This is a genomic window from Pseudoflavonifractor sp. An184 (assembly GCF_002160305.1).
Lineage (GTDB): Bacteria > Bacillota > Clostridia > Oscillospirales > Oscillospiraceae > Lawsonibacter > Lawsonibacter pullicola.
This window is the reverse complement of the sequence record NZ_NFKI01000005.1, coordinates 1-12,748: the sequence shown is the minus strand read 5'-3', so window position 1 is coordinate 12,748 and position 12,748 is coordinate 1. Positions and strand designations below refer to the sequence as shown.

12 protein-coding genes are annotated in these 12,748 nt (G+C 59.4%); 7 read left to right on the top strand and 5 right to left on the bottom strand.

Annotated features, from left to right (window positions below; translation table 11 throughout):
• Nucleotides 1–39: 39 nt before the first annotated feature.
• The gene (gene nrdR, locus B5F19_RS03250; RefSeq protein WP_087287948.1) at nucleotides 40–495 is read left to right on the top strand and encodes a transcriptional regulator NrdR; all 456 of its coding nucleotides are present in this window, start codon (nucleotides 40–42) and stop codon (nucleotides 493–495) included.
• Between the two features lie 108 nt (nucleotides 496–603).
• Here the strand turns inward: nrdR and rplL are convergent, their stop codons facing one another.
• The 4 genes from rplL to B5F19_RS03230 all read right to left on the bottom strand — a co-directional run bounded on the left by rplL (nucleotide 604) and on the right by B5F19_RS03230 (nucleotide 2,589).
• Nucleotides 604–981 (bottom strand): 50S ribosomal protein L7/L12, encoded by a 378-nt coding sequence (rplL, locus tag B5F19_RS03245; protein WP_087287946.1) that lies wholly within the window; start codon nucleotides 979–981, stop codon nucleotides 604–606.
• A gap of 55 nt (nucleotides 982–1,036) precedes the next feature.
• Nucleotides 1,037–1,582: a 50S ribosomal protein L10 gene (gene rplJ, locus B5F19_RS03240; RefSeq protein WP_087287944.1), complete on the bottom strand. Its 546-nt coding sequence runs from the start codon at nucleotides 1,580–1,582 to the stop codon at nucleotides 1,037–1,039.
• A gap of 248 nt (nucleotides 1,583–1,830) precedes the next feature.
• The gene (gene rpmF / locus B5F19_RS03235; protein WP_087287942.1) at nucleotides 1,831–2,028 is read right to left on the bottom strand and encodes a 50S ribosomal protein L32; all 198 of its coding nucleotides are present in this window, start codon (nucleotides 2,026–2,028) and stop codon (nucleotides 1,831–1,833) included.
• Between the two features lie 57 nt (nucleotides 2,029–2,085).
• On the bottom strand, nucleotides 2,086–2,589 hold the full coding sequence (locus B5F19_RS03230) for a DUF177 domain-containing protein (protein ID WP_087287937.1): 504 nt from the start codon (nucleotides 2,587–2,589) through the stop codon (nucleotides 2,086–2,088).
• A 166-nt stretch (nucleotides 2,590–2,755) separates the two neighbouring features.
• Here B5F19_RS03230 and B5F19_RS03225 point away from each other — a divergent pair, with 166 nt between their 5' ends.
• From B5F19_RS03225 to B5F19_RS03205, 5 genes are all read left to right on the top strand, one after another.
• Nucleotides 2,756–3,745: an RluA family pseudouridine synthase gene (locus B5F19_RS03225; RefSeq protein ID WP_087287936.1), complete on the top strand. Its 990-nt coding sequence runs from the start codon at nucleotides 2,756–2,758 to the stop codon at nucleotides 3,743–3,745.
• A gap of 266 nt (nucleotides 3,746–4,011) precedes the next feature.
• Nucleotides 4,012–5,187, top strand: a complete 1,176-nt coding sequence (locus tag B5F19_RS03220; RefSeq protein WP_087287934.1) for an ABC transporter ATP-binding protein — start codon at nucleotides 4,012–4,014, stop codon at nucleotides 5,185–5,187.
• Nucleotides 5,177–6,049 (top strand): ABC transporter permease, encoded by an 873-nt coding sequence (locus B5F19_RS03215; RefSeq protein WP_087287932.1) that lies wholly within the window; start codon nucleotides 5,177–5,179, stop codon nucleotides 6,047–6,049. Before B5F19_RS03220 ends, B5F19_RS03215 begins: the two co-directional genes overlap by 11 nt.
• Nucleotides 6,046–6,906 (top strand): ABC transporter permease, encoded by an 861-nt coding sequence (locus B5F19_RS03210; RefSeq protein WP_087287930.1) that lies wholly within the window; start codon nucleotides 6,046–6,048, stop codon nucleotides 6,904–6,906. The genes B5F19_RS03215 and B5F19_RS03210 overlap by 4 nt, the downstream gene beginning before the upstream one ends.
• A gap of 85 nt (nucleotides 6,907–6,991) precedes the next feature.
• A complete protein-coding gene (locus tag B5F19_RS03205) occupies nucleotides 6,992–8,113 on the top strand; it encodes an ABC transporter substrate-binding protein (RefSeq protein WP_087287927.1) in 1,122 nt (373 codons plus the stop codon).
• A gap of 435 nt (nucleotides 8,114–8,548) precedes the next feature.
• Here B5F19_RS03205 and B5F19_RS03200 read toward each other — a convergent pair whose 3' ends face one another.
• Complete coding sequence (locus B5F19_RS03200) at nucleotides 8,549–10,567, bottom strand: alkaline phosphatase family protein (protein ID WP_087287925.1); 2,019 nt, start codon at nucleotides 10,565–10,567, stop codon at nucleotides 8,549–8,551.
• A 539-nt stretch (nucleotides 10,568–11,106) separates the two neighbouring features.
• Between B5F19_RS03200 and B5F19_RS03195 the strand changes: the two genes are divergently transcribed.
• Nucleotides 11,107–12,582: a carbon starvation CstA family protein gene (locus B5F19_RS03195; RefSeq protein ID WP_087287923.1), complete on the top strand. Its 1,476-nt coding sequence runs from the start codon at nucleotides 11,107–11,109 to the stop codon at nucleotides 12,580–12,582.
• Nucleotides 12,583–12,748 lie beyond the last annotated feature (166 nt).

The window sequence follows — 12,748 nt, the reverse complement described above, 5'->3', positions numbered from 1 at the left end:
ATAAAACCTATTGTGATCAGATCTTGGAGGAATACAGCTATGAAATGCCCCTACTGCGGATATTTAGAGAGTAAAGTGGTGGATTCCCGCCCCGCCGACGAGGGGGCCAGCATCCGCCGCCGCCGGGAGTGCCTGTCCTGCCACAAGAGGTTTACCACCTATGAGATGATGGAGAGCCTGCCCCTGGTGGTGGTAAAGAAGGACGGCAGCCGCCAGAGCTTTGACCGCAACAAGGTGATGAGCGGCCTGATCCGGGCCTGTGAGAAGCGGCCGGTGTCCATCAACACCCTGGAGGAGATTGTCACCGAAATTGAGCAGGTGCTCCAGAACGAGATGGAGCGGGAGGTGAGCTCCGCCGAGATCGGGGAGCTGGTGATGGAGCGGCTGAAAAAGGTGGATGAGGTGGCCTATGTGCGCTTCGCCTCGGTGTACCGCCAGTTCAAGGACATCAACACCTTTATGCGGGAGCTGAACAAGCTGCTGGCGGATAAGTAAAAAGAAAAGGGCCTGGGTTTCCAGGCCGTTTCTCTTGACATAAAAACGGGACCCGGAGGAATTTCTCCGGGTCCCGTCTCTTTTGAATCAAATTCGAAGGGGAAGAACTTACTTCAGCTCCACCTTGGCGCCGGCCTCTTCCAGCTTCTTCTTCATCTCCTCGGCCTCGTCCTTGGACACGCCCTCCTTCAGAGCCTTGGGAGCGCCCTCGACGGTAGCCTTGGCCTCGGCCAGGCCCTGGCCGGTGATCTCGCGGACGGCCTTGATGACCTTGATCTTGGCGGCGGCGTCGAAGCTGGCCAGGATCACGTCGAACTCGGTCTTCTCCTCAGCGGGAGCAGCGGCAGCGCCGCCAGCGGCGGGAGCGGCCATAGCGGCGGCGGACACGCCGAACTCCTCCTCCAGAGCGTGAACCAGCTCGGACAGCTCCAGAACGGTCAGGCCCTTCACTTCCTCGATGAGAGCGGTAATCTTCTCGCTAGCCATGGTAAAATACCTCCTAAAATGATAAATTCAAATATTAAAGTATATGCCGGATCAATTACTCGGCGGGAGCGGCCTCGGGCTCGGCAGCGGCCTCTACGAAGCCGCCCTTCTCCTCGGCGATAGCCTTGAGCACGATGGCCAGGCTGGTGATGGGGGCCAGCATGGTACCCAGAACCTGGGCCTGCAGGACCTCCTTGGCAGGCAGCTCGGCGATGGCCATGATCTCCTCCAGGGGGAGGATCTTGCCGTCCATAAAGCCGGCCTTGATGGTAAACTTAGCGCCGTTGAACTGCTTGGCAAACTTGTTGATGACGCGCATGGGCGCGATGGGATCATTGTGGCTGATGGCCAGAGAAGTGGTGCCGTTCAGGCTCTCGCTCAGCTCGCTCAGGCCGGCGCCCTCCACGGCAAACCGGGTCAGGGTGTTCTTCACAACGGCGTACTCAACCTCGTTCTTACGCAGCTCGTTGCGGAGAGCGGTATCTTCCGCCACAGTGATGCCCTTATAGTCGACCAGGACGCCGGAGGCGGCGTTCTGCAGCTTCTCGGTCAGCTCGGCCACAACGGCCTTCTTCGCTTCCAGAACTTTTGCGTTGGGCATTTGGGTTTCACCTCCAGAGAATAATAAAACGCTGTTCTGCGCGCAAAGACACAAAACAGCGTAAACAAACCATATCTGTTTCCACCGCATCCTCGGCAGGACTTCCGCTTTCGCCGCCTGCTGTCTTTGAACGCAAAGAGCATTATAAAGGAGCGCTCGACAAAAGTCAAGCACATTTTTGGCGGCTTCTCACCGCCGGGCAGGGGAGGAAAAGACCACCCGTCTTGAAGCGGTCTTTTCACCCAGGCTTACTGCTGCTGGGTCTCCGCCTGCTGCTGGCCGAAGGAACGGCCATTGTAGGTCAGGCAATTTTTGCACATCCGGTGAGGCAGCCGGTAGGCACCGCACTTGGGGCAGGTCACGATACCGGGAGTCTCCAGCTTCCAGTGGGAGCTGCGCCGCTTATCGCGCCGGGCCTTGGATACTTTTCTCTTAGGAACCGCCATGGGTGACACCTCCTTTAGTCTGTGTGCCGTGAGAGCACGCTCTTTGTAGTGGAATACTCAGCTTTCGTCATCCAAGAGCTGCGCAAGCGCCGCCCATCGTGGATCTACGTCAGGTCTGCACCCGCACGGGCCGAGGTTGAGATCGGCGCCGCACTTGGCGCACAGCCCTTTGCAGTCTTCTGAGCAAAGGTTCTTTGTATCCATGGCGAGAACGAAGGCCGTGGTGACCACCTCGTCCAGATCCAGCTCGTTTCCGTCAAGCAGAATGATATCGTCCTCGCTGTCCTCATTCTCCAGCTTGTCAGCCAGCAGACTGTCCAGCGGGACGACCTTCTCCCGGGAAAATTCCTTCCCACAGCGGTCACAGACCAGATCCAGCTCCGAGCGGGCCGTGCCGCTCAGCACTAAGGCGCCCGCGTGGTTGGTCACGCTGCCCTCGACTGAGACGGGCCGGGTAATCGGCTTTCTCCCCCAAAAGTCCAGATCGGACAGGTCCATCTGGTACTGGAAGGTCTTCTCCGCGTCCGGTACGTGGATGATGTTCCGCAGATCCAGCCGCATGTGAGACCCCTCCTTCGGGGATACAGCCCCCTTACTCGCGTAATGGTACGGAGGATATTATACCCATACCGAGAGGAATTGTCAAACATTTTTTTGTGTTGACAAAAGGAATTTTTTATGCTGGAATGGCAGTAGATACGACATGATCCACAAAAGGATGGGAACGATGAAGGAATTTACCATTGGCAAGAACGACGCCGGACAGCGGCTGGACCGCTGGCTGGCCAAAACCCTCCCCCTCCTCCCGGCCCCCCTGGCCCAGAAGTACATCCGCCTCAAGCGGGTGAAGGTAAACGGCAAGGGCTCCAAGCGGGATGTGCGCCTGGCGGTGGGGGACGTGCTGCAATTATACATCAACGACGAGTTTTTTGAAAAGCCCACCCCGGAGAACGCCTTTCTCTCCCTGTATCAGCCCAAGCTGAACATCTTATATGAGGACGAGCACATCCTGCTGGTGGACAAGCGCCCCGGTATGGTGGTCCACCCCGACGAGAGCGAGCGGGTGAACACCCTGCTCACCCACATCCAGGCCTACCTGTACCAGAAAAAGGAGTGGTCCCCCTACTGGGAGAACTCCTTCGCCCCCGCCCTGTGCAACCGCATCGACCGGAACACCGGTGGGATCGTCATTGCGGCCAAGACCGCCGAGGGGCTGCGGATCATGAATCAGAAGATCAAGGACCGGGAGCTGGAGAAATACTACCTGTGCGTGGTCCACGGGACCATGTCCCCCCGGGAGGGGAAGCTGGAGAGCTTTCTTTTGAAGGACGAGGGGAAAAAGCAGGTGTCTGTCCACAAAAAGCCGGTGCCCGGTGGAAAGACGGCGGTCACCTTATATAAGACCCTGGCTGTGGGGAAGGGGCTCTCCCTGGTGGAGTGCGAGCTGATCACCGGCCGCACCCACCAGATCCGGGCCCAGTTTGCCGCCGCCGGCCACCCCCTTCTGGGGGACGGCAAGTACGGCCGGCAGCAGCAGGACAAGCCCTACGGCCGCCACGGCCAGGCCCTGTACTCCTACAAACTGGCATTCCGCTTCACCACCGACGCCGGACCCCTGAACGGCCTCAATGGCCGCACCTGGCAGGTGGACACGGTGGACTTTGTGACGGAGTATTTTCCGGAATTTTCTCAGGCGGCGGGGACGCGGAAAACCTAGCGCCCCGCTCCGCGCTCCCCCCATTTCGGAAAATCCGTTCTTTCCCTTGGCACGCTTGACTTGAACGCAAGTTTTTCTGTGCAAAATTTCACCAACATTTTCGACAAAATCCATTGACAATTCCGCAGCAAACAGATATAGTGTATCTCGCTATCCGTGAAGCCCCGCTCCGGCGCATTTTTGTCCGTCTCAGAAGGACAGCCGGACGGGGACAAAAACAAGGGAGCTGACATTTGATTCGTAATTGAGGAAATGGGGGAGGATACATGTCTAAAGAATTGATCCGCCTGGCCAACTGCACTATGGCGTTTGACGGCGAGGTCGTGCTGGACAACATCAACCTATATATCAACGACAAGGAATTCCTCACGCTGCTGGGTCCCAGTGGGTGCGGCAAAACCACCACGCTTCGTATTATAGGCGGTTTTCAAGAGCCCACCTCCGGGGATGTTTTTTTTGACGGCGTGAGGATTAACTCTATTCCGCCCCACAAACGGGCGGTAAACACCGTGTTTCAGCGGTACGCCCTGTTCCCCCACCTCAACGTGTTTGAGAATATCGCCTTCGGCCTGCGCATCCCCAAGGTGGACCCGGAGACCAAACAGAAGGTCAAGCTGCCCGAGCAGGAGATCCACGACCGGGTCATGGAGATGCTTCAGGTGGTCAACCTGAAGGGCTTTGAGAAGCGCCGGATCACCCAGCTCTCCGGCGGGCAGCAGCAGCGGGTGGCCATCGCCCGGGCCCTGGTAAACCGGCCCAAGGTCCTGCTGCTGGACGAGCCCTTGGGCGCCCTGGACCTGAAGCTGCGCAAGGACATGCAGAATGAATTGAAGCGCATCCAGCAGTCCCTGGGCATCACCTTTATCTACGTCACCCACGACCAGGAGGAGGCCCTGGCCATGTCCGACACAGTGGTGGTGATGGACGGGGGCAAGATCCAGCAGATCGGCACCCCGGAGGACATCTACAACGAGCCGAAAAACGCCTTTGTGGCCGACTTCATCGGCGAGTCCAACATTCTGGACGGCATCATGCGCGCCGACGGGGTGGTGGAGATCTTCAACCGGAAGTTCCAGTGTCTGGACAAAGGTTTCCTCCCGGACGAGCCGGTGGACGTGGTCATCCGGCCCGAGGACGTGGACATCGTCCCGGAGGACCAGGGCCAGTTGAAGGGCACCGTCACCTCGGTGACCTTCAAGGGGGTCCACTACGACACCATCGTGGACTTCTACGGCTTCAAGTGGCTGATTCAGACCACCGACTTCTGCCCGGTGGACAGCCGCATCGGCATCAAGATCGACCCCGACGGCATCCACGTGATGAAAAAGAGCCAGTACTCCGGCATGTTCGGCGATTATTCCTCCTACTCCGAGGAGTATGATGAGATCGGCGACGCCACCCTCGAGCCCGAGGAGGAAGAGGGGGAGCGGGATGAAGAATAAGCTCTCCTGGCTGGCGGGCCCCTATGTGCTCTGGATGACCCTGGTGGTCATCGTCCCGATTCTGCTGGTGGTGGTCTACGCCTTCACCGCCTCCGGGGAGACCGCCGCGGACATCGGCGGCTTTACCCTGGACAACTTCTCCCGGATGGGCACCTACACGGTGATTTTTGCCCGCTCCTTCCAGTTGGCCCTGGTGGCCACTCTGGTGTGCCTGCTCATCGGCTACCCCCTGGCCTATGTGATGGCCAAGGAGGGCCCCGGCTTTCAGCGGGTGGCCATGGTCATCATCATGCTGCCCATGTGGGTCAATTTCCTGCTGCGCACCTACGCCTGGATGGCTATTCTGGAAAACAATGGAATCCTGAACAACTTCTTTGAGGCCATCGGCCTGTTTGATCTCATCAACGGTCTGTTCGGCACCGACATCTCCTTCTTCCCCATGATCCGCACTCAGGGGGCGGTGGTGCTGGGCATGGTGTATAACTACCTGCCCTTCATGGTGCTGCCCATCTACTCGGTCATCATCAAGCTGGACCACTCCCTGGTGGAGGCCGCCCGGGATCTGGGCGCCAGCTCGGCGGGGGTGTTCCGCCGGGTGACCCTTCCCCTGTCCCTGCCGGGGGTGCTGTCCGGGGTGACCATGGTGTTCGTCCCCTCGGTGTCCACCTTCGCCATCTCCCGGATGATGGGCGGCAACAACCAGATGCTGCTGGGCAACCTCATCGAGCAGCAGTTCCTGGGCGGAGCCTATAACCCCCATCTGGGCAGCGCCATCGCCCTGGTGATGATGATTATTGTGGTGGCCTGCATGTGGATCATGAATCGCTTTGGTGAGGGCGAGGAACAGGCGGTGATCCTATGAGACAGCATCGCATTGGAAACCGGCTTTTTATGGCCCTGGTCTTTTTGTTCCTGTACGCCCCTATTCTTCTGCTGGTGGTGTTCTCCTTCAATGCCGGCGGGAGCAACGTGGTGTGGGAGGGCTTCTCCCTGCGCTGGTATCAGGAGCTCTTTCAGGACCGCCGGATGATGGAGGCGGTCTACACTACCCTGTTGGTGTCGGTTCTGGCCACCCTTATTTCCACCGTGGCCGGCACCTTCGCCTCGGTGGGCCTGTACGGCATGAAAAAGCGCTGGCGGGAGCCCATTTTGTCGGTGAACAACATCCCCATCATGAACGCGGACATCGTCACCGGCGTGGCCCTGTGCATCTTCTTTGTGGCGGTCATCGGCGGCTGGAACGACTTCGTCACCTTCCTGGAGGAGAATTTCCGCCGCACCCTCCCCCGGCTGGAGATGGGCTTCGGCACCCTGCTGCTGGCCCACCTGTCCTTCGACATCCCCTATGTCATTCTGAACGTGCTGCCCAAGCTGCGGCAGATGGACAGCAGCCTCATCGACGCGGCCCAGGATCTGGGCTGCACCTGGATGGGGGCTTTCTGGAAGGTGATCGTCCCGGAGATCAAGCCGGGCATCGTCTCCGGCGCCCTCATCGCCTTCACCATGAGCATCGACGACTTCGTCATCTCCTACTTCACCGCCGGTTCGGCCTCCACCCTGTCCATTGAGATCTACGGCATGGTGCGCCGCCGGGTGAGCCCGGAGCTCAACGCGGTGTCCACCCTGTTGTTTGTGGTGGTCCTGATCCTTCTTGTGATCATCAACGTGCGGGAGGCCCGTCAGGAAAAGGCCCTTCGCCGCAGTACGGCGCGGAAATAGCGCCATCCCCGTCCCTTTCCCCCCTGTTCTCACGGCCCGCGGGCCTGGAGATACACCAAATCAACCATATTGGAGGAATGATCAGTTGAAAAAAATCGTAGCTTTGACCCTCGCCACCAGTGTGGCGGCGGGCCTGTTCCTGTCCGGGTGTGCCATGAATGAAACTTCCAGCACTTCCGGCAGCACCGGCAGCAATACCAGCTCCGGCCAGCGGGAAGTAAATGTGTGCAGTTGGGGCGAGTATATCGACACCGACCTGATTACACAGTTTGAGGAAGAAACCGGTATCAAGGTAAACTACAATACCGCTCCCTCCAATGAGGAGCTCTACTCCCAGCTTCAGACCGGCGGCGTCAACTACGATGTGATTGTCCCCTCTGACTATATGATCGCCCGGCTGATCGAGGAAGACTGGCTCCAGAAGCTGGATTACAGCAAGATCCCCAACTATGAGAAGATCGGCGAGCAGTACAAGAACCTGTCCTTCGATCCCAACAACGAGTACTCCGTCCCCTACACCTGGGGCACCCTGGGCATTATCTACAACACCACCATGGTGGATGAGCCCATCACCAGCTGGGGGGCCATGTTCTCCGACGACTACGCCGGAAACGTCCTGCTCATCGACAACTCCCGGGACGCTTTCGCCATGGCCCTGTACTACCTGGGCTACGACGTAAACACCACCGATGAGGCCCAGATCCGTGAGGCCTATGAGCTGGTGGCCGACGCCAAGGCCCGGGGCGTGTACGCCGGCCAGGGCATGGACGAGATCTTCCAGATCATGGAAGGCGGAAACCTGGCCATCGCCACCTACTACGCCGGCGACTTCCTGACCATGTACGAGGCCAACCCCGACCTGGCCTTCGTCATTCCCGAGGAGGGCTCCAACTGGTTCGTGGACTCCATGTGCATCCTGAAGGACGCCAAGAACGTGGACGAGGCCCACGAGTGGATCAACTTCATCGCCTCCACCGAGTCCAACCTGAAGAACATGGACTTCATCTGGTATGCCTCCCCCAACACCGAGGCTCTGGAGCAGTACCCCGCCTACTATGAGGAGACCTACGGCGAGCCCCTGGACATGGATCTGTACGAGATCATGGCCGCCCCCGACTCCGTGCTGGAGAACTGCTCCATGTACGAGAACCTGCCGGCGGACACCCTGGCCCTGTACAACGATCTGTGGATCGAGCTGGGCACCTGATTCCATAAAGTCAAGGCCGTGCGGAGCATCGCTCCGCGCGGCCTTTTCTCTTTGTGAAAGGTGCCGAAAGATTCACAATTTATTCACGCTTTTGTCCCAATTTCTTGATAATTTTTTGGGCCGATGTGGTATCCTGTTCTTGGATCAAGGATCCACATGTTTTCCCCCTTTGACAGCGGCGTATCCCTCCAAATGCGCCGCACCTGGACCACAGGTCCCGCACGCCTGCGGTCCCCAGGCTCCCCGCCCGCCTTGACGGGCCGGCACCTGAACCTATGGCGCAAAAGCGCCTCACTGCCACCCGGCCCGGACAACGGTCTGCTCCGGGTGGCAGACCAAAGATACTCCGGCCCCTGGGCTGGTTTCAATAAAAAATTACCCGCCTCCCTCTTGAGGGAGGCGGGCTTTTTGCTTTCGGAGGGCTTGGGACGGAAGCTACTCCGATCCAAACACCACCCGGTAGTAATCCCAGTCCAGAATGGACGCCGAGTAGGCCACCCGGTTCTGCACCTCGGCCACCCGCTCGGCCACATAGTCCGGGTCGGGCTCGCTGCCGTCGAACATGGTGAAGGCGTCGGTGGTGGAGTCGTAGGCCCCCTGGTCGGTGAGGAAGCTGTAATTGGAGAAGATGACCAGGCCCGGCTCGTCGGACAGGATATCCCGCCCCGCCATCAGCCGGGAGTCGTACTCCAGGCCGAACAGGTTGGCCAGGGTGGGCATCACGTCCAGGCTGGAGCAGTACTTGTCCACATGGACGGGCTCCTCCAAATCAGCGCTCCACAGAATCAGGGAATTTTCATAGATCTCAAAGACCGGGTCCACCGGGTGTCCGAAGAGTTCGCTGTACTCCTCGTCCGTGAGGCCGTAGGGGTAGTGGTCGGCGGAGAGGACGATCACCGTGTCGTCCAGCTTGCCCGCCGCCGCCAGCTGATCCATCAGGCTCTCCATGGCCAGCTCCAGCTCCAGCTGGCTGGCCAGGTAGCACTTCACCGGCTCGCTGTATGGCAGGTCGGCCACCTCGTCGTAGTGCCGGTCCGCCTGGGCGTTCTCCTCCCGGGTATAATTGAGGTGGCCGCTCACGGTGAGAATATAGACCATGAACTGGTCCTCGTTCACAAACTGGGGAACGATCTTCTCCATCATCTCCCGGTCGGAGGGGGGCTGGACCTGTTCCAGCTCCAGGCCGTTCCCGATGCCGTAATACTCATAGCCCATGTTGGGGTGGGAGAGATTGCGGTCGTAGTAGGTGTAGAGATAGTCGTGGTAGGCCAGCGTCCGGTACCCCAGTTTCTGGAACTGGTTGCCGAAGCCGAAGGGCATATCGTTGTCCGAAGACTCGGAGTAGCTCCACACGCCGGGCTTGGGGATCAGGCCGGTGGTGGTCACATACTCCCCGTCGGAGGTGGACACCCCCCACAGCGGGGTATAGAAGTTGTCGCAGATGATTCCCTCATGGGACAGCTTCCACAGGGTGGGGGTCCGCTCCGGGTCCAGCATCTGGCCGGAAAAGGCCTCTGCCACGATCCAGATGAGGTTTTTTCCCTGGAAACGGCCGGTCCACTCATTTTTCGCCGTGGGCTTTACCTTGGAGAAGTAGTCGTGCATGTCCACCAGCTCCGGCACGTCCGCGTCCCGCTCCTTCAGGGCCTCAAAGTCGATGTCCATGGCGTGGACCTCCGGCTCAGCCCCCTCCATGGCCGTCTGGCTCTCCAGGATGCGCCCGGTCCGCCGAAGCTCCTGCTTGGGGAGAACCTGGTCGTCCGGCTGGATGCCGAAGAGGACCCGCCGCACTTCCAGCTGGGTCTGGGTGAGCATGCCGAAGTTCTGCACCTCCAGCACGGGGGCGGCGGCCTGGTAGTAGATATACCGAAGGGAGAGCACCCCGCTGCCGCAGCACAGCACGATCCCCATGGCAATCAGCTGGACCGCCGCGGCCAGCCCCACCCATTTCAGCGGCATTCTCCGCTGCAGCAGCTGGTCGGAACAAATCCGGTTCCGAAACAGGAATGCCAGAACCACGGGAACCGCCATCATCAGAATGGGGAACCAGTTGAGCAGGATCTCCCCCACCGCCATGTCGCCGAAGGCCCCGGCCACCATGGCCATCTTGGTCAGGGAAAAGAGCGTCAGGAAGGTTTTGAACAGGTGATAGTAGACGGTCTGCGACCCCATCCACAGGGAGATCAGGGCGGTAAGCCCTACCAGGAGCCCCGGTCCCCACCGGCGTCCCGCACCACCGCACAGCGCCCCCAGCACCAGAGCAGGAGGGGCGGAAAACAGCAGGGTGAGCAGGAGGCCGGGGAGCGACGCCCCGTGGAAACAGTAGAGCTTTAAGAAGAGCTCCTCGTAGTAGATCACCGCCAGGAAAAAGAGGGATGGGCCGGCCAGACGCCGCCAGCGGTTCCAGAATTCTCCCCGGCTGGGGATATGGATTCGGACCGGTCGAAAGGTCATCGCGCCGCACCTCCTCTCCCGTCCGTTTGGAATTTGCAAGCCTCATTGTACCCGATACCCCCTGTTCTGTCAATCGCTGTCGGGCAGTCGGCTGCGCGCTCCTTTTCTCCACGCTTAATTTCACTGTGGATGCCGGTTCCGGGGATAGCGCCCGTCCTACATGCTGGTCTGTGGATCGTAAGCCATGTCTTGCTCTCATTTTTGCAGCCTCTCTAAAATTTAAGTGAACCTTAAATCTGTTCTTGTTCAATTTTTCTTCCTCCTTTTGAAAATTTCGTCAGAAATACCCCTTTACATTTACAAATTCTGTGCTATACTAAAAACCGCTTTGGGGCTGCCCGCAGGTCACGCGTGCCGGCGGTCCCCGGGTAAGAGAGCGCCCGCCGGTGTGGGCGGGCGGAGGGCTTATGCCGTCCCCTTTGTACATATCCTTCGACATGGCCTCCCAAACCAGCCAGCCGGCGCGGAAGGGGGGCGTTTTGCCAGGCGTCTGTCCAAGCGGGCCGGTGAGCTCAAGAGAGTAAAAGGAGAGTGTGTGTATGGCAACCTTCATCATCGGCCTTGTCATCCTCTTCGGCGGCGCCGCCCTCTATGGCACGCTGTGCGAAAAGGTCTTCGGGCCGGACGACCGGGCTACCCCCGCCTATGCCAAGCAGGACGGCGTGGACTACGTGCCCATGCGCTGCTGGAAGAACAGCCTGATCAACCTGCTGAACATCGCAGGTACAGGCCCCATCCTGGGCCCCATTCAGGGCATCCTGTTTGGCCCCATCGCGTTCATCACCATCCCCATCGGCAACATCATCGGTGGCGCGATGCACGACTACTTCTGCGGTATGATCTGCCTGCGTGACGGCGGTACCCAGATGTCCGAAATGATCCGTAAGTACACCAACAAGGGCATCTTCACCGTGTACAACATCTTTGTGTGCGTGCTGCTCCTGCTGGTGGGCGCCGTGTTCGTATACACCCCCGGCGACATCGCCGCCAAGCAGGTGTTCGACTTCTCCGGCGCTGCCACCGATCCCAAGACCTGGATCATCTACGGCGTGATCTTCCTGTATTACCTGATCGCCACCGTGTTCCCCATTGACGCCATCATCGGCCGCATTTACCCCATCTTCGGCGCCATCCTGATGTTCTCCGCCATCGGCGTGTTCATCGGCATCTTCGCCCACGGCTATCCCCTGCTGAACGTGTGGGATTCCTGGACCAGCGAGTTCTTTGACTACGGCGCTTACTTCGACGCCAGCCACTTCATCCCCGTGTTTTTCGTCACCGTGGCCTGCGGCATTCTGTCCGGCTTCCACTCCACTCAGACGGCCATCATCAGCCGCACCGTGAAGAGTGAGAAGCAGGGCCGCATGACCTTCTACAACATGATGGTTCTGGAGGGCTTCATCGCCATGGTATGGGCTGCCGGCGCCATGGGCGTGTACAACCTTGGCCTGCAGGCTGCTGACGCCACCCTGGCTACCGATACCATCGGTGTGGTCTGCCGGGATATCCTGGGCAACGTGGGCGGCGTGATCGCTCTGTTGGGCGTCATCGTTCTGCCCATCACCTCCGGCGACACCGCACTGCGGGCTCTGCGCCTGACTTTGTCTGAGTCTCTCCACCTGGACCAGTCCACCAACGGCAAGCGCCTGGGCCTGGCCGCTCCGGTGTTCGTGCTGGTGGCCGCCATTATCGTGTGGGCCAAGATGGACAGCAACGGCTTCAACACCCTGTGGCGCTACTTCGCCTGGTCCAACCAGACCCTGTCTCTGTTCGCCTTTATCTGTATCTCTGTGTGGCTGTTTGAGAGCGGCAAGTCTAAGTTCGTGTGGATGCCCCTGATTCCGGGCGCTTTCTACACCTTCATCTGCTCCACCTTCATTGCCAACGCCACCATCGGCTTCAACCTGCCCTGGGCTGTCGCCTACCCCATCGGCGCGGTTCTGACCGTCGTCTATGTGGTGGCCATCGTAACTTACGGCAAGAAGCGCGCCGCCCGCGCCGCTCTGAAGAACTAAGCGCAAAGTCAGCTATCATCAGCTATCAAAAGCGGACCCGAATCACTCGGGTCCGCTTTTCAGGCTGTCGAAAAAGTCTAAGGACTTTTCCGACAGCCTGAAAAAATGCCGTTACTTTCCCGCCGCTGCGCGGCGGAAAAGTCCTCGCTGCGCTCGCTGAACGCCT

What these genes read in the sequence shown, in the direction of transcription:
- nrdR (WP_087287948.1), top strand. Translation starts at nt 40, where the DNA reads ATGAAATGCCCCTACTGCGGATATTTAGAGAGTAAAGTGGTGGATTCC.
- rplL (WP_087287946.1), bottom strand. Translation starts at nt 981, where the DNA reads ATGGCTAGCGAGAAGATTACCGCTCTCATCGAGGAAGTGAAGGGCCTG.
- rplJ (WP_087287944.1), bottom strand. Translation starts at nt 1,582, where the DNA reads ATGCCCAACGCAAAAGTTCTGGAAGCGAAGAAGGCCGTTGTGGCCGAG.
- rpmF (WP_087287942.1), bottom strand. Translation starts at nt 2,028, where the DNA reads ATGGCGGTTCCTAAGAGAAAAGTATCCAAGGCCCGGCGCGATAAGCGG.
- B5F19_RS03230 (WP_087287937.1), bottom strand. Translation starts at nt 2,589, where the DNA reads ATGCGGCTGGATCTGCGGAACATCATCCACGTACCGGACGCGGAGAAG.
- B5F19_RS03225 (WP_087287936.1), top strand. Translation starts at nt 2,756, where the DNA reads ATGAAGGAATTTACCATTGGCAAGAACGACGCCGGACAGCGGCTGGAC.
- B5F19_RS03220 (WP_087287934.1), top strand. Translation starts at nt 4,012, where the DNA reads ATGTCTAAAGAATTGATCCGCCTGGCCAACTGCACTATGGCGTTTGAC.
- B5F19_RS03215 (WP_087287932.1), top strand. Translation starts at nt 5,177, where the DNA reads ATGAAGAATAAGCTCTCCTGGCTGGCGGGCCCCTATGTGCTCTGGATG.
- B5F19_RS03210 (WP_087287930.1), top strand. Translation starts at nt 6,046, where the DNA reads ATGAGACAGCATCGCATTGGAAACCGGCTTTTTATGGCCCTGGTCTTT.
- B5F19_RS03200 (WP_087287925.1), bottom strand. Translation starts at nt 10,567, where the DNA reads ATGACCTTTCGACCGGTCCGAATCCATATCCCCAGCCGGGGAGAATTC.
- B5F19_RS03195 (WP_087287923.1), top strand. Translation starts at nt 11,107, where the DNA reads ATGGCAACCTTCATCATCGGCCTTGTCATCCTCTTCGGCGGCGCCGCC.